Genomic DNA, 18,135 nt, shown 5'->3' on the forward strand with positions numbered 1-18,135 from the left:
TTCATGTCCGCACGCGAGGTGTCCCTGCCCGCCCACGCCCTGCCGTCGTCACTCACCGCGACTGAGTCGACCGGCTTCGTGAGCGCGGCGGACTTGCTGGTGGCGCACAACAGGACTGACCGCGCCGTCAGGCAGGTGACCCTGCCGCAGCTGGTCGAGGCCCAGGCCGCGCGCACCCCGCAGGCGGCCGCGCTGCTGGACGACGAGGGACCGGTGTCCTTCGCCGAACTGGAACGCCGGGCGAACCGGTTGGCTCATCGGCTGATCGGACTCGGTGCCGGCCCGGAGCGGATCGTGGCGCTGCTGCTGCCCCGCTCGGTGGACATCGTGGTGGCACAGCTGGCCGTGCTCAAGGCCGGTGGCGCTTACCTGCCAGTGGATCCGGCCTACCCGGCCGAGCGGATCCGGCTGATGCTGGCCGACGCCGCGCCCGCACTGGTGATCGACGAGGACTTCCTGGCCGCGACCCCGGACGGCCTGCCGGACACCGCACCGACCGACGCGGACCGGCTGTGTCCCTTGGACTTGGACCACCCGGCCTACCTCATCTACACCTCCGGCTCCACCGGCCGCCCCAAGGGCGTGGTGGTCACGCACGCCGGACTGGCCAGCTTCTCGGCCGCGGAGATCGAGCAGTACCAGGTGAAACCGGGCGACCGGGTGTTGCAGTTCTCCTCGCCCAGCTTCGACGCCTCGGTGCTCGAACTCTGCCTGTCGCTGCCCGCCGGGGCGACCCTGGTGGTGCCGCCACCCGGACCGCTGCTCGGCGACCACCTCGCCCAGGTGCTCGCCGACCGCCGGATCACGCACGCGCTGATCCCGCCGGTAGCCCTGGCCACCGTGCCGGAAGGCGTTGACCTGCCGGAGTTCCGCACGGTGATCGTGGGCGGCGACGCCTGTTCCGCCGAGCTGGTCGCCCGCTGGGCGCCCGGCCGCCGGATGATCAACTCCTACGGGCCGACCGAGTCCACCGTGGTCGCCACCTGGAGCGATCCCCTCGTCTCCGGCGGGGTGCCCTCGATCGGCCGCCCGATCTGGAACACCCGGGTGTACGTGCTCGACGAGCAGCTCAACCCGGTCTCCGGCGGAGTGGACGGCGAGCTGTACATCGCGGGCCGTGGGCTGGCCCGTGGCTACCTGAACCAGCCGGGGCTGACCGCCGACCGCTTCCCGCCCAACCCGTTCGGCCTGCCCGGCGAACGCATGTACCGCACCGGCGACCTGGTCCGCTGGACCGCCGACGGCGTGCTGGAGTTCCGTGGCCGGGCCGACGACCAGGTCAAGATCCGCGGATTCCGGATCGAGCCCGGCGAGATCGAGACCCTGCTCCGGCGGCAGCCCACCGTGGCCGAGGCCGTGGTGGTGGCCCGGCAGGACCAAGGCCTCAAGCGGCTGATCGGCTACATCGTCCCGGCCAAGGGTCAGGAACCGGATCCCGCGCACCTGCGTACCGTGCTCGCCGAGTCCCTGCCCAGTCACATGGTGCCAGCCGTGCTCGTGGTGCTGGCCACACTCCCGTTGAGCCCCAACGGAAAACTCGACCGCACCGCACTGCCCGCGCCCACCGGAGTGCTGCCCGGCGGCGAGTCCGCGGTGCCGCCGCGCACCGCTGCCGAACGGGTGCTGGCCCGGATCTGGGCCGAGGTGCTCGGCCTGCCCGAGATCGGCGTCACCGACGACTTCTTCGCCCTCGGCGGCGATTCGGTGCTGGCCTTCCGTGCCCTGGCCCGCATCCGCGCCGCCTTCGACATCACCCTGTCCCCGCGGCTGTTGTTCGAGACCAGCACCATCCGCGCCCTGGCCGCCCAACTGCCTGAACCGTCCACTGTGGACAACACGATTCCGGCCGCGCCCGTCGGCCGGGTGCCACTGTCCTCGGCACAGCACCGGATGTGGGTGCTGGACAACCTGACCGGTGGCACCGAGTACAACACCGGGGTCGGCCTGCGCCTGACCGGACCCCTGGACGCCGACGCGTTGCGCCGTGCCCTGGCCGCCCTGGCCGCCCGGCACGACTCCCTGCGCACCACCTTCACCGAGTCCGGCGGTCTGCCCGAACAGGTCATCGCCGCCACCGGCGACATTCCGCTGCGCACCACCGAGGCCGGTCCGGGCACCCTGGACGATGTGCTCGCGGCCGAACTCGACCGCCCGTTCGACCTGCGCCGCGGCCCGCTCACCCGGGCCCTGCTGGTCCGGCTGGCCGCGCGGGACCAGGTGTTGTTGCTGTGCCAGCACCACATCGTCACCGACGGCGCCTCGGTCGCGCTGCTGGTGGAGGAACTCGCCGAGCTGTACGCGGCCGCCAGGGACAACCGCGCTGCCGACCTGCCCGAGCCCACGCTGCGCTACGCCGATTACGCGGCCTGGCAACAGGATCGGCTCAGCAGCCCGGAACTGGCCGGACAGCTCGCCTACTGGCGGGAGCGTCTGGCCGGGGCCGAGGCCCTGCAACTGCCCACCGACCGCCCGCGCCCGCCGGTGCGCACCAACCCGGGCGCGGTGCACCGGCACCTGCTGCCCGCCACCCTGGTCGACAAGCTCACCACCGCGGGCCGGGATCGCGGCGCCACCCTGTTCATGCTGCTCACCGCCGCGGTCCAGGTGCTCTTCGCCCGCTATAGCAACCGGCAGGACATCGCCGTCGGCACCGCCACCTCCGGCCGCAACCGGGCCGAACTGGAACGCCTGGCCGGGTTCCTGGTCAACACCGTGGTGCTCCGGTCCACTGTGGACCCGAAAATGTCGTTCGCGGAATTCCTCGGCCAGGTCCGGGAAACCGTGCTGTCCGGCTTCGCGCACGAGGACGCGCCATTCGACCGGCTGGTCGAGGAACTGCGCCTGGACCGGGACGCCAGCCGCACCCCGCTGATCCAGGCCCTGGTGGTGCTGCAGAACGCGGTCGTGCAGCCGAGGGAGATCGGCGAACTGCGGATCAGCGAACAGGATCTGCCTCGCCCGCGGGCCCGGTTCGACCTGGTGTGTGAGTTCTGGCCGCGGGCCGAGGGCCTGACCATCGCGGTGGAGTACAACACCGACCTGTTCGACGCCAGCACCATCGCCCGCCTCACCGAACACCTGGAAGTGCTGCTCAACGGCGTGCTCGCCACCCCGGAAGCCCCACTCGGCGAACTGCCACTGCTCACCGGGGCCGAGCGGCACCAGGTGCTACGCGGCTGGAATGACACCGCCCTCGAAGTCGCGCCCACCCTGTACCCGGACCTGTTCGCCCAGCAGGCCGCCCGCACCCCGGACGCGCTCGCGGTCACCCACGCCGGCCGCGCGCTGACCTACGCCGAGCTGAACCGGCGGGCAAACCAGTTGGCCCGCCTGCTGATCAGTCGCGGCGCCGGGCCGGAACGGTTCGTGGGCATCACCATGCCACGCACCGAGCACACCATTGTCGCGCTGCTGGCCATCCTCAAGTCCGGGGCCGCCTATCTGCCGATCGACCCGGCCTACCCGGCCGACCGGATCGAGTTCATGCTCGCCGACGCCGCGCCGGCGCTGGTGCTCACCGCCGAGGAGATCGAGCGGATCCGGCCTGAGCTGGCCGGACTGTCCGATGTGGACATCACCGACGCTGACCGGCTGCGCCCCCTCGATCCGGCGCACGCCGCCTACACCATCTACACCTCGGGCTCGACCGGCCGCCCCAAGGGCGTGGTCATCGCGCACGAGAGCCTGGCCGACCTGACCGCCTGGGCCGCCCGCGACTTCGGGTTGACCGGACTGTCCACTGTGGTCGCCTCCACCTCGCTCAACTTCGACGTCTCGGTGTTCGAGATCTTCTGTCCGCTGGTGCTGGGCGGGGCCATCGAGGTGGTCGACAACGTTCTCGCGCTGGGGGAGGAGCGCGCCGAACCGTGGCGGGCCAGCCTGGTCAGCGCGGTCCCCTCGGCACTGGCCCAGGTGCTGTCCCAGGGCGCGGTCACGGTGTCCGCTGATCACGTGGTGCTGGCGGGCGAGGGCCTGTCCGCGCACGCCACCCGGGAGATCCAGGCCGCGCTGCCCGGCGGGCGGATCGCCAACATCTACGGCCCGACCGAGGCCACCGTGTACGCCACGGCCTGGTACTCCGACGGTGTCGAGCGGGACACCGCGCCGCCGATCGGCAAGCCGGTCAGCAACATCCAGACCTACGTGCTCGACCCGAACCTGCGCCTGGCGCCGATCGGCGTGCCCGGCGAGCTGTACCTGGCCGGGCGGGGCCTAGCCCGCGGCTACCTCAACCGGCCCGGCCTGAGCGCGGACCGGTTCATCGCCAATCCCTACGGCGCGCCCGGCGAACGCATGTACCGCACCGGCGATGTGGTGCGCTGGAACGCCCAGGGCGACATCGAGTACCTGGGCCGGGCCGACGACCAGGTCAAGATCCGCGGCTTCCGGATCGAACTCGGCGAGGTCGAGGCCGCGCTGCTGAGCCACCCCGCGGTCACCGACGCGGTCGCGGTGGCCCGCACCGACGGCGGCCACCAGCGCCTGGTCGCCTACGTGGTCGCCGACACCCCGGTCGACTCGGCCGACCTGCGCACGCACACCGGCTCCCGGCTGCCCGAGTACATGGTCCCGGCCGCGGTCATCCAGCTCGACCGACTTCCGTTGAACCCCAACGGAAAGCTCGATCGCCGCGCCCTGCCCGCGCCGGACTGGGCGGCGGTGGCCGGTGGCGAGTACGTGGCCCCCGGCAACGCCACCGAACGGGTGCTGGCCGACATCTGGGCCGAAGTGCTCGGCCTGGACCGGATCGGCGTCACCGACAACTTCTTCTCCCACGGCGGCGACTCCATCCTGAGCATCCAGGTGGTGGCCAAGGCCCGCGCCGCCGGACTGCAACTCACCTCGCGGGAGGTGTTCCTGCACCAGACCATCACCGCGCTGGCCCCGCAGGTCACCGCGGTGGCCACCCGCCGGATCGCCCAGGGCCCGGTCACCGGCGGCGCCCCGCTCACCCCGATCCAGCACTGGCTGTTCGAGATCCAGCCGGAACACCCCGAACTCTTCGCCCAGCACCTCACCGTCACCCTCGCCGAGGGCGCCGACGAACGTGCTTTACGCACCGCGCTGTCCGCGCTCGTCGAACACCACGACGCCCTGCGCATGCGGTTCGAGCGCACCGAATCCGGCTGGCAGCAGCACAACGCGCCCATCGGCGACACCGAGGTCGGCAACGCGCCGCTGACCCTGGCCGGGGAATCCCTGCTGCGCGCGGAAATCCGCGACCTGCCCGGCGGGCGGCGCGCACTGTTCCTCGCCGTGCACCACCTCGTCGTCGACGGCGTGTCCTGGCGCATCCTCCTGGAGGACCTCGCCACCGGCTACGAACAGGCCGTACGCGGCGAGCCGATCCGGCTCGGCACGAAGACCACCTCCTTCCGCGACTGGGCGATCCGCCTCGCCAAGCACACCGAGTCCGGCGGCTTCGACGCCGACCTGGACCACTGGACCGCCGTCGGCGAGCAGACCCCGCTCCCGGTCGAACGCACCGGCCCGAACACCGTGGCCAGCACCGAGGTCGTCACCGTCCGCCTGGACGAGCACCAGACCCGCGCGCTGCTCCAGGACGTGCCAGCCGCCTACCGCACCCAGGTCAACGACGTGCTGCTCAGCGCACTCAGCCGGGTGCTCACCCGGTGGACCGGGCAGGACCGGGTGCTGGTCGACCTGGAAGGTCACGGCCGCGAGGAACTCTTCGCCGACCTGGATCTCTCCCGCACCCTCGGCTGGTTCACCACCATGTTCCCGGTCGCACTGTCCACACCAGACACTGACTGGGGCCGCACGCTCAAGGCGGTCAAGGAGCAGCTGCGCGCACTGCCGCACCGCGGCCTGTCCTACGGCGCCCTGCACCGCCTCACCGACCGCCTGCCGGACCAGTCCGCACCGCAGATCAGCTTCAACTACCTTGGCACCTTCGAGGCCCCCGCCGCCGCCCTGTTCGACGGGCTGCACGAAGAACTGGCCCTAGCAGCCGACCCGGCAGCCACCCGCCCACACCTCCTCGATGTGGTCGGCCGGGTGGACCGCAAGTCCCTGGAATTCAGCTGGTTCTACTCAACCGACCGGCACACCGAGCCCGCCATCCGTCGCCTGGCCGAAGAACTGCTCACCGCGCTGCGCGAGATCATCGAGCACTGCACCCGATCCGGCGGCCGCACCCCATCCGACTTCCCGCTCGCCAAGCTGGAACAGTCCACTGTGGACAGTCTGGCCGGTGACGGCCGGGACGTCGAGGACATCTACCCGCTCACTCCGACCCAGGCCGGCATGGTGTTCCATCGCCTGGCGCAGGGCGACACCGGCGTCTACTTCCAGCAGCTCACCTTCCAGCTCGACGGTGTCGCCGACCCGCACCGGCTGGCCGAGTCCTGGCAGCAGGTCAGCGACCGGATGCCGGTGCTGCGCAGCCACATCGTGTGGCAGGGCGTGCCCGAGCCGGTGCAGCTGGTCCGCACCCAGGTCCGCGTCCCGGTCCGGCACCTGGACTGGCGCGGTCTGGACGACGCCGCGCGGCAGGCTGAGCTGGACGCGTTCGTGACCGCGGACCGGGCCGCCGGGATCGCGCTGGATCAGGCGCCACTGCAACGGATCGCGCTGGCCAGGATCAGCGACACCGAGGTCCAGGTGGTGTGGACCTTCCACCACGTGCTGCTCGACGGCTGGAGCGTCTTCCAGGTCCTGGACGACGTCTTCGCCGCACACTCCGGCCGCCCGCTGCCCACCCGTCGCCCCTTCGGCGACTACCTGCGCTGGATCGACCGCCAGGACCGCGAAGAAGCCCTCGCGCACTGGCGATCCGCCCTCGCCGGGATCGCCGACCCCACCGCGCTGCCGTATGACCGGCAGCCCGCGGAGACCCAGCACCACGAGTCCACCGCCAGCGTGCTGCGTTCACTGGACACCGGCACCACGACTGAGCTGCGCGAACTCGCCCAGCGGCACGGACTCACGCTAAACACCCTGGTCCAGGGCGCTTGGGCGCTACTGCTGGCCCGGCACAGCGGTCAGGATGATGTGCTCTTCGGCGCCACCGTGTCCGGCCGCCCCGCCGACCTGGCCGGGGTCCAGGACATCACCGGCATTTTCATCAACACCCTGCCCACCCGGGTACACATCCACAATGGACAGACGCTGGCCGGTTGGCTGCGCGCGATCCAGGACACCCAGTCGGCGGACCGCCGCTACGACTTCCTGCCGTTGCCGCAGCTGCGTGCCTGCACCGACCTGCCGGAGCGGGGCAGTCTGTTCGACAGCATCGTGGTGTTCGAGAACTACCCCTTCGACGACACCGCCGCCGCCACGCACGGCCTCGGCCTGCGTGAACTGCGCGGGGTGGAGACCACCAACTACCCGCTGACCCTGGTCGCCTACCCGCACGACGAGTTCAAGGTCAACCTCGGCTACGACCCGGCCCTGTTCGAGCCCGCCACCGCGGAACGCCTGGCCGAGCACCTGCTCACGATGCTCGCCGCGATCCCCGCGCACGCCGACCGACCGGTCGGTGAACTGCCGATGCTCACCGAGGCCGAGCGCCACCGGGTGCTGGTGGAGTGGAACAACACCGCCACCGACCTGCCCACTGGCACGGTGCCGGAAGCCTTCGCCGCCCAGGTCAGGCGCACCCCGCACACCACCGCGGTGATCACCGACGACGGCACCCTGACCTACGCCGAACTCGACGACCGCAGCACCGCCCTCGCCCAGCACCTGATCGGCCTCGGCGTGGAAACCGAACAACCGGTCGGCCTGCTGCTGGCCCGCTCCGCCGACGTGGTCATCGCCGAACTGGCCGTGCTCAAGGCCGGTGCGGCCTACGTGCCACTCGACGTCCGCGCCCCCGCCGCCCGGCTGACCCGCCTGCTCACCGAGACCGGCGTGCGGGTGCTGCTCACCGACCAGACCTGGGCCGCCACCGCCCAGAAAGTCCACAGTGGACAGATCCTCCGGGTGGACGAGGCGATCGTCACCCTGGCCGTGCCGCTGCCCGCCGTGCACGCGGACAACCTCGCCTACATCACGCACACCTCCGGCTCCACCGGCATCCCCAAGGGCGTGGCCGTCCGGCACCACGACATCCTCGCCCTCGCCGCGCACCGCCGGTTCCACCAGGGCGGGCACGCCAGGGTGCTGCTGCACTCCCCGCTGGCCTTCGACGCGGTCACCTACGAACTGTGGATGCCGCTGCTCAGCGGTGGTCAGGTCGTAGTGGCCCCGGACGGCGATGTGGACGCCGAGGTGTTCCGCCGCATGATCGGCGAGCACGGCGTGACCGCGATCTTCCTCACCGCCGGCCTGTTCCGGCTGATCGCGCAGGAGGACCCCGGCTGCTTCGCCGGCGCCCGGGAGGTCTGGACCGGCGGTGAGGTGGTGCTGGCCGAGTCGATGCGCCGGGTGCTAACCGCCTGCCCCGGCCTGCTCGCGGTGGACGTCTACGGCCCCACCGAGACCACCACCTTCGCCACCCACCACGACCTGCCGGTCGCCGCCGAGGTGCCGGAGTTGCTGCCGATCGGCCGCGCCCTGGACAACATGCGGCTCTACGTGCTCGACCGCGCGCTGCGCCCGGTGCCCGCCGGGGTGCCCGGTGAACTGCACATCGGCGGCTCCGGTGTGGCCCGCGGCTACTACGGCCGCCCGGGACTGAGCGCGACCTGTTTCGTGGCCGATCCGTTCGGCGCGCCCGGCGAACGCATGTACCGCACCGGCGACACCGTGCGCTGGAACCGCGACGGCGAGATCGAGTTCCTCGGCCGCACCGACGACCAGGTCAAGATCCGCGGCTTCCGGATCGAGCTGAGCGAGGTCGACAACGCGCTGCTCCGGCACGAAGCACTCGGCCAGGTGGTGGCCGCGGTGCTGCTGGACGGCTCCCGCCGCAAACGCCTGGTCGCCTACCTGGTCCCGGCCGAAGGCCACCCGGTCCCGGCCGCCGCCGAACTGCGCGAGTTCCTGGCCAAGTCGGTGCCGGACTACCTGGTGCCCTCGGTGTTCGTGCCGCTGACCGCACTCCCGTTGAACGCCAACGGAAAGGTCGACCGCCGCGCCCTGCCCACCCCGGACTGGGGCCTGGTCGCCGCCGCCGGATTCGTCGCACCCAGCACCGAAACCGAACGGGTGCTCGCCGACATCTTCGCCACCGTGCTGAACCTGCCCAGGGTCGGCGTGGAGGACAACTTCTTCGAGCTGGGCGGCGATTCCATCGTCAGCATCCAGGTCGTCTCCCGCGCCCGCCAGGCCGGAATCGGCCTGATGCCACGGGATTTGTTCCGCACACCCACGGTCGCCGGACTGGCCGCCACCGCCACCGAGACCACCCGGCCCAGCACCGACCAGGGCCCAGTCACCGGCGAGGCCCCGCTCACCCCGATCCAGCACTGGTTCTTCGCCACCCAGACCGCGGAGCCCGCGCACTTCACCCAGTCCGTGCTGCTCGACCTCACCGAACGCCCCGACCCGGTGCTCCTGGATGAGGCCCTGCGCGCGCTGGCCCGCCACCACGACGCACTGCGCCTGCGCTTCACCGGCGGCAGGCAACAGCACGCGGACACCCCGGCCGAAATCCTCCAGCTCGGCGGCCCCGCCGACCACACCGGCCTGGACCTCGAACACGGCCCACTGCTCAAGGCCGTGCTCCTGGACAGCGACCAGCTTTTCCTGGCCGTGCACCACCTTCTGGTCGACGGCGTGTCCTGGCGCATCCTCCTGGAGGATCTGGACACCGCCTACCAGCAGCTGCGCGCGGGCAACCCGGTCCGCCTGGAAGCCAAGACCACCTCCTTCCGCGACTTCGCCCGCACCCTGACCACCCTGGCCGCCAAGGGCGAGTTCGACGCGGAAATCCCGTACTGGAACAGCGTTTCCGCCGACCCGGCCATCCCGGTCGACGGCAGCGGCGCCAACATCGTGGCCGGGGAACGGAACCTGACCGTCGCACTCGACGAGCAGACCACCCGCGCCCTGCTCCAGGACGTGCCCGGCGTCTACCGCACCCAGATCAACGACGTGCTGCTCACCGCGCTCGGCCGGGTGCTCGGCGAATGGACCGGCCGGGACCGGGTGCTGGTCGACCTGGAAGGCCACGGCCGCGAGGACCTCGGCGGCGACATCGACCTGTCCCGCACGGTCGGCTGGTTCACCACCATGTTCCCGCTCGCCCTGCCCGGTTGCCCCGGCCTCGGCTGGGGCGAGGCACTCAAGATGGTCAAGGAACAACTCCGCGCGATTCCGCGGCGTGGCCTCGGCTACGGCGCGCTGCGCCACCTCACCGACCGCCTGCCCGCGCAACCGACCCCGCTGGTCGGCTTCAACTACCTCGGCCAGTTCGACCGTCCACAAGAGACGGACAGCCTGATCGCCGGACTGCCCGAGGGTCTCGGCGGCGAGTCCGGGGCGGGCAACCAGCGTCCGCACCTGCTCGACGTCATCGGCAGCGTCGAGTCCCGGCGGCTGACCTTCACCTTCTCCTACGCCCAGGGCAGCCACGCCGAGACCACCATCCGCGCACTGGCCGAGGCATTCCGCGCCGCACTGGTCGAGGTCGTCGAGCACTGTGCCCAGCCCGGCGCCGGTGGCCGCACCCCGGCGGACTTCCCGCTGGCCCGCATCACCCAGTCTGAAGTGGACACCCTGGTCGGCGACGGCAAGGAGATCGCCGACCTCTACCCGCTGACCCCGATGCAGGCGGGCATGGTGTTCCACAGCCTGATGGAAGAGGGCAGCACCGCCTACTTCAACCAGGTGCAGCTGCGACTGACCGGCGTCACCGATCCGGCCGCCTTCGCCACCGCCTGGCAGCAGACCGCCGACCACAACCCGGTGCTGCGCAGCCGGATCGTCTGGGAGGGCGTCAGCGAACCCCTCCAGCTCGTGCCGCGCACCGCCGTCATCCCCACCCGGCACCTGGACTGGACCGGTCGCACCAACACCGAAGCGGATCTGCGCGAACTCCTGGATGCCGACCGCGCCGAGGGCTTCGGCCTGGCCACCGACTCGCTGCTGCGGATCGCGGTGATCACGCTGTCCGGCAACGAGATCCTGCTCGTCTGGACCTTCCACCACGTGCTGCTCGACGGCTGGAGCGCGGCCCAGGTCTTCGGCGAGGTCTGCGCCCGCTACGCCGCGCTCACCGGCGGAGCCCCGCTGCACCCGGTGTCCCGCAGGCCCTTCCGCGACTACCTGGACTGGCTCGCGAGCCAGGACTCCGAACAGGCCGCCACCTACTGGCGGAACGCACTGGACGGCTTCAGCACTCCCACGCCGTTGCCGTTCGACCGGCAGTCCCGGGAGGCGCACCGCGCCGCGTCTTCCGGGACCGTCCGGGCCCAGCTCAGCACCGCCGACACCACCCGGCTGCGCGAGGTGGCCCAGCACAACGGACTCACCCTCAACACCGTGTTCCAGGGGGCCTGGGGCCTGCTGCTCTCCCGGTACAGCGGCGAGTCCGAGGTGGTCTTCGGCACCACCGTTTCCGGCCGCCCCGCCGACCTGGCCGGGGTGGAGTCGATGGTGGGCCTGTTCATCAACACCATCCCCACCAGGGCCGACATCCACAGTGGACAGTCGCTGCTGCCCTGGCTGCGTGAGTTGCAGACCACCCAGGCCGAATCCCGGCGGTTCGACTTCGTCTCCCTGGCCCAGTTGCAGAGCTGGCTGAACCTGCCCGGCGGCACCGGGTTGTTCGACAGCATCGTGGTCTTCGAGAACTACCCGTTCGACCCGGCCGCCATCGCCGCCACCGGCCTGACCATGGCCGAATCCCGGGACGAGGAACCGACCAACTACCCGGTCAGCGTGGTCGTCTCCCCGGGTGCCGAACTGTCCTTCGCCCTGGACTACGACCCGGACCTGTTCGACGCGGACACCGTGCAGGCCATGGCCGACCGCCTGGCCCTGCTGCTCACCGGCATCGCCCGCGACCCCGAACACACCCCGGCCCAGCTGTCCCTGCTCACCGACGCCGAACGCCACCGGGTGCTGGAAACCTGGAACGCCACCGCCCACCCGCTGCCCACCGGCAGCCTCGGCGAGCTGTTCACCGCCCAGGCCACCCGCACCCCACAGGCCATCGCACTGGCCTTCGACGGCGGCCAGTACAGCTATGCCGACCTGGAAGCTCGCGCGAACCGCCTGGCCCACCGGCTGATCGCCCTCGGTGTCCGCCCGGAGCAGCCGGTCGCCCTGCTCGCCGAACGCGCCCCGGAACTGGTGGTCGCCGAACTGGCCATCGTCAAGGCCGGTGGCGCCTATGTGCCGCTCGACCTGCGCGCCCCCGCCGACCGCCTGCGCCTGGTGCTCGCCGAATCCGGGGCCAGGGTGCTGCTCACCGACCAGCACCGCTCCGCCACCGCCGCCGAAGTCCACAGTGGACCCACGATCCGGATCGACGAGCCCCTGGACGGCCCGGCCGAACCGCCCACGGTCCCCGTGCATGGCGACAACCTGGCCTACGTCATGTACACCTCCGGCTCCACCGGCACGCCCAAGGGCGTCGCGGTCCGGCACCGGGACGTCAGCGCACTCGCGCACGACCGCTGCTTCCGCGGTGACGCGCACGAGCGGGTGCTGCTGCACTCGCCGACCGCCTTCGACGCCGCCACCTACGAGGTGTGGGTGCCGCTGCTCAACGGCGACCGGGTGATCGTCGCCCCCAGCGGCGACCTCGACGTGGACACCCTGCGCCGCCTGGTCACCGAGTACGGCATCACCGGACTCTGGCTCACCGCGGGCCTGTTCCGGCTGATCGCCCAGGACGCCCCGGACTGCCTGCACGGCGTCCGCGAGGTCTGGACCGGCGGCGACGTCGTGCCCGCCCCTGCCGTGCGCCGGGTCCTCGCCGCCTGCCCCGGACTGTCCGTTGTGGACGGATACGGCCCGACCGAGGCCACCACCTTCGCCACCCACCACCGGATCCCCTCGGGCAGCGCCGTGCCGGACCTGGTGCCGATCGGCCGCCCGCAGGACAACATGCGGGTCTACGTCCTGGACGCCGACCTGCATCCGGTCCCGCCGGGCATCGCCGGTGAACTGCACCTCGCCGGAGCCGGTCTGGCCCGCGGCTACCTCAACCAGCCCGGCCTGACCGCGGACCGCTTCCTGCCCGACCCCTTTGGCCCGGCCGGAACCCGGATGTACCGCACCGGCGATGTGGTCCGCTGGACTGCCGAGGGTGTGCTGGAGTTCGTGGGCCGCGCCGACGAGCAGGTCAAGATCCGCGGTTTCCGGATCGAACTCGGCGAGATCGAGGCCGTGCTCGCCGCACAGCCCGGCGTCACCGAGGCCGTGGTGCTGGCCCGCGCCGACCAGGGCGTCAAACGCCTGGTCGCCTATCTCGTCGGCGCCGACCTGGACGTGGCCGCGATCAAGGCCACCGCCGCCGACCTGCTGCCCGACTACATGGTCCCGGCCGCGTTCCTGCTGCTGGACCGGCTGCCGCTGAGCCGCAACGGCAAACTCGACCGCCGCGCCCTGCCCGCCCCGGACTTCGCCGCCCTCGCACAAACCGGTTATGTGGCACCGCGCACCGAGACCGAACAGGTCCTCGCCCAGGTGTGGGCCGAGGTGCTCGGCCTGCCCAGGGTCGGCGCCGCGGACAACTTCTTCGCCCTCGGCGGCGACTCCATCCTGAGCATCCAGGTGGTCTCCCGCGCTCGCCAGGCCGGCCTCGGCCTGATGCCCCGGGACCTGTTCCGCGCCCAGACCATCGCCGACCTCGCCGTGCTGGTCGCCGACGCGCAGCCGGACACCGCCGAACAGGGCGAGGTCACCGGCGAGGTCCCGCTCACCCCGATCCAGCACTGGTTCCTGGCCGGATCAACCGCGAACCCGGGCCACTTCAACCAGGCCATGACCCTGGACCTGGCCCCCGACGTGGACGAGTCCGCACTGCACACCGCACTCGCCGCCCTGGTCAGCCAGCATGACGCGCTCCGCCTGCGCTACACCCGCGACGGCGACACCTGGCGCCAGCACAACCACCCGGTCAGCGACACCGACCTGAGCACCGAACAGCCGCTCGGCGAGTTCGACCTGACCGGCCCACTGCTGCGTGCCCACCGGGACGGCGACCAGCTCCACCTGTGCGTGCACCACCTGGTCATCGACGGCGTGTCCTGGCGCATCCTCCTCGAAGACCTGGACACCGCGTACCGGCAGGCGATCACGGGGGAGACCGTCCACATCGGACGTAAGACCACCTCCTTCCGCGACTGGTCGCACCGCCTCACCGAACACGCCCGCACCGGCGGCTTCGACCACGAGCTGGACCACTGGACCAGCACGAACATCACGGCGAATATTCCGGCAGACCTCAACGGCCCCAACACCCTTGCCTCCACCGCCTCGGTCACCGTGCACCTGGACGAGACCGAGACCCAGGCGCTGCTCCAGTCCGTGCCGCCGGTCTACCGCACCCAGATCAACGACGTGCTGCTCAGCGCGCTCGGCCGGGTGCTCACCGAGTGGACCGGCCAGGACCGGCTGCTGATCGACCTGGAGGGCCACGGCCGCGAGGACCTGTTCCCCGGGGTCGACCTCTCCCGCACGGTCGGCTGGTTCACCACCCTGTTCCCGGTCGCACTGTCCACACCGGACACCGGCTGGGCAGTGACCCTCAAGTCCGTCAAGGAACAGTTGCGCGCCATCCCCGGTCGCGGCCTCGGCTACGGCGCGCTGCGCTGGCTCACCGACCGGCTGCCCGGCATCGCCCCGGCCCCGGTCAGCTTCAACTACCTCGGCCAGTTCGAGTCCGGCACCGGCGCCGGACTGGTCCGCGGCAGCAGCGGCATCCAGTCCGACGTCAGTCTGGACGGCGACCGGGACCGGATCTTCGACATCGTCGGCGCGGTCGAGCAGAAGCAACTCCAGCTCACCTGGTTCTACTCCACCAACCGGCACACCGAGGCCACCGTCACCGCACTGGCCGAGCGGTTCCGCACCGCGTTGCGCGAGATCATCGAACATTGTGCCCAGCCGGACGCGGGTGGTCGCACCCCCTCGGACTTCCCGCTCGCCGGACTCGACCAGTCCACAGTGGACAAACTGGTGGCCGCCGGTGACGTCGAGGACAGCTACCCGCTGACCCCGATGCAGACCGGCATGGTCTTCCACGGCCTGTCCCAGCAGGAGCAGGGCGTCTACTTCGAGCAGGCCAAGTTCGTGCTCGACGGCGTCACCGACCCGCACCGCCTGGCCGCCGCCTGGCAGCAGGTGGTCGACCGCACCCCGGTGCTGCGCAGCCGGATCGTCTGGTCCGGCGTGCCCACGCCGCTCCAGGTCGTGCAGACCAAGGTCACCGTCCCGGTCACCCACCTGGACTGGACCGCACTGTCCGAAGAGGACCGTCGCACCGCCCTTGCCGAACTGCTGGAACAGGACCGGGCCACCGGCCTCGACCTGACCGCGGCCCCGCTGCTGCGGGTCACCCTGGCCAGACTGTCCGCGAACTCGGTGCAGGTCGTCTGGACCTTCCACCACGTGCTGCTGGACGGCTGGAGCGTTTTCCAGGTGCTCTCCGACGTCTTCGCCGCGCACGCCAAGCGCCCACTGCCCAGCCGCCGCCCGTTCGCGGACTACCTGCGCTGGCTGGACGCCCAGGACCACGGCCAGGCCGAGGTGTACTGGCGCGAGGTGCTCACCGGCTTCGACACCCCGACCCCGCTGCCACTGGACCAGCCCAAGACGGCCGCGCACAACACCCGCTCCGGAACCTGGACCGGGTTCGCGCTGCCGAAGACCGAGGCGAGCAGGCTGTACGAGTTCGCCAAGCGGCACCGGCTCACCCTCAACGCGGTGGTCCAGGGCGCCTGGGCACTGCTGCTGTCCCGGTACAGCGGACAGGCCGATGTCTGTTTCGGCGCAACGGTCTCCGGCCGCCCCGCGGACCTGCCCGGCGGCGAGGACATCACCGGCATCTTCATCAACACCCTGCCGGTCCGGCTCACCGTCGACCCGGCCGCCGACCCGGTCACCTGGTTGCAGGACCTCCAGTCCGCCCAGGCCGAATCACGCAGGTTCGACTTCGTGGCCCTGTCCCAGCTCCAGTCCTGGAGCCAGATCGAGGGCGGCACCGAACTCTTCGACAGCATCGTGGTGTTCGAGAACTACCCGATCAACGACGAGGTGGCCGCCGCCAACGGCCTCGGCGTCCGCGAACTGGAAGCCATCGAGACCACCAACTACCCGATCAGCCTGGTCGTCTCGCCGGGGGAGAAGTTCCACCTGGAGTTCGGCTACGACCCGGACCTGTTCACCGCGGGCACCATCGAGCGGATGGCCGGGCACCTCACCGAAGTCCTGCGCGCACTCGCCGCCGACACCCGGGAACCCCTGTCCCGCCTGGACATCCGCACCCCGGCCGAACGCGAGCAGCTCCAGGCCTGGAACAACACCGCCGACCACACCGCGCCGACGGTGTTCCCGGAACTGTTCCAGGCCCAGGCCGAGCGCACCCCGCTGGCGGCCGCGCTGATCATCGGCGAATGCGAGATCTCCTTCGTCGAGCTGGAACAGCGCGCGAACCGGTTGGCACACCAGCTGATCGGCCTGGGCGTGGGCCCGGAGACGATCGTGGCACTGCGGCTGCCGCGCTCGGCGGAGATCGTGATCGCCCAGCTCGCCGTGCTCAAGGCCGGTGGCGCCTACCTGCCGATCGACCCGAACTACCCGGCCGACCGGATCGAGTTCATGCTCACCGACGCCAAGCCGGTGCTGGTCATCGACCAGGACTTCCTCGCCGAGCAGGGCACCCGCACGGACGCGCCCACCAACGCGGACCGCAACGCCCCACTGCGACCGGAGCACCCGGCCTACGTCATCTACACCTCCGGCTCCACCGGCACCCCCAAGGGCGTGCTCGTCACCCACGCCGGACTCGCCAGCTTCTCGGCCGCGGAAATCGAGCACTACCAGGTCAATCCGGGCGACCGGGTGTTGCAGTTCTCCTCACCCAGCTTCGACGCCTCGGTGCTCGAACTCTGCATGTCGCTGCCCGCCGGCGCCGCTTTGGTTGTCCCGCCGGAAGGTTCGTTGCTCGGCGAGCAGCTGGCCGAGGTGCTGCGCGACCAGCGGATCACCCACTCGCTGATCCCGCCGGTCGCACTGGCCACCGTGCCCGAAGACGCCGACCTGCCGGACTTCCGCACGGTGATCGTCGGTGGCGACGCGTGCACCGCAGAACTCGTCGACCGCTGGGCCCCGGGCCGCCGGATGATCAACTCCTACGGGCCGACCGAGTCCACCGTGGTCACCACCTGGAGCGATCCGCTGACCCCTGGCGGGATCCCGCCGATCGGCCGCCCGATCCGCAACACCCGGGTGCACGTCCTAGACGGCGACCTCAACCCGGTCCCGGTCGGCGTGCCCGGCGAGCTGTACGTGGCCGGAGCCGGACTCGCCCGCGGCTACCTCAACCGTCCCGGCCTGACCGCGGATCGCTTCCTGCCCAACCCGTTCGACGCACCCGGCGAACGCATGTACCGCACCGGCGACCTGGTGCGCTGGCGGGCCGACGGGCAGCTGGAGTTCCTCGGCCGAGCCGACCAGCAGGTCAAGATCCGCGGCTTCCGGATCGAACCCGGCGAGATCGAAACCCTGCTGCGCCAACAGGAAGGCGTCACCGACGCGGTGGTGATCGCCCGCGAGGACGACGGGGCCAAGCGCCTGGTCGCCTACCTGGTCGGCGAGAGCCCCGGCGTGCCGGAACTGCGCGCCACCCTGGCCGGGCGGCTGCCGGACTACATGGTCCCGGCCGCCTTCGTCACCCTGGAAGCACTGCCGTTGACACCCAACGGAAAGCTCGACCGCCGCGCCCTGCCCGCGCCCACCGGGGGGCTGGTCGCGCAGACCGGTTACGTGGCGCCGGAAACCGAGACCGAGGAAGTGCTGGCCGAGATCTGGGCCGAGGTGCTCGGCCTGGACCGGGTCGGCATCGAGGACAGTTTCTTCGACCTCGGCGGCGATTCCGTGCGCAGCCTGCAGATCACCGCCAAGACCAAGGAAGCCTTCGACCTCGCCCTCACGCCCAAGGACGTGCTGACCGCCCGCACGGTCGCCGCCCTGGCCGAGCTGGTGGAGGAGAAGGTCCTCGCCGAACTGGAACGCCTCGCCTTCGGTGACGGCACCGGCAACGAACTCTGAAGG

At 71.2% G+C, this 18,135-nt stretch carries 1 protein-coding gene; it reads left to right on the top strand.

Features of this window, described 5'->3' with window-relative positions:
• Positions 1–3 precede the first annotated feature (3 nt).
• On the top strand, positions 4–18,132 hold the full coding sequence (locus ACTOWY_RS31695) for a non-ribosomal peptide synthase/polyketide synthase (protein WP_441313278.1): 18,129 nt from the start codon (positions 4–6) through the stop codon (positions 18,130–18,132).
• Positions 18,133–18,135: the final 3 nt, after the last annotated feature.

This window comes from Crossiella sp. CA198, from assembly GCF_052078295.1.
Taxonomy (GTDB): domain Bacteria; phylum Actinomycetota; class Actinomycetes; order Mycobacteriales; family Pseudonocardiaceae; genus Crossiella.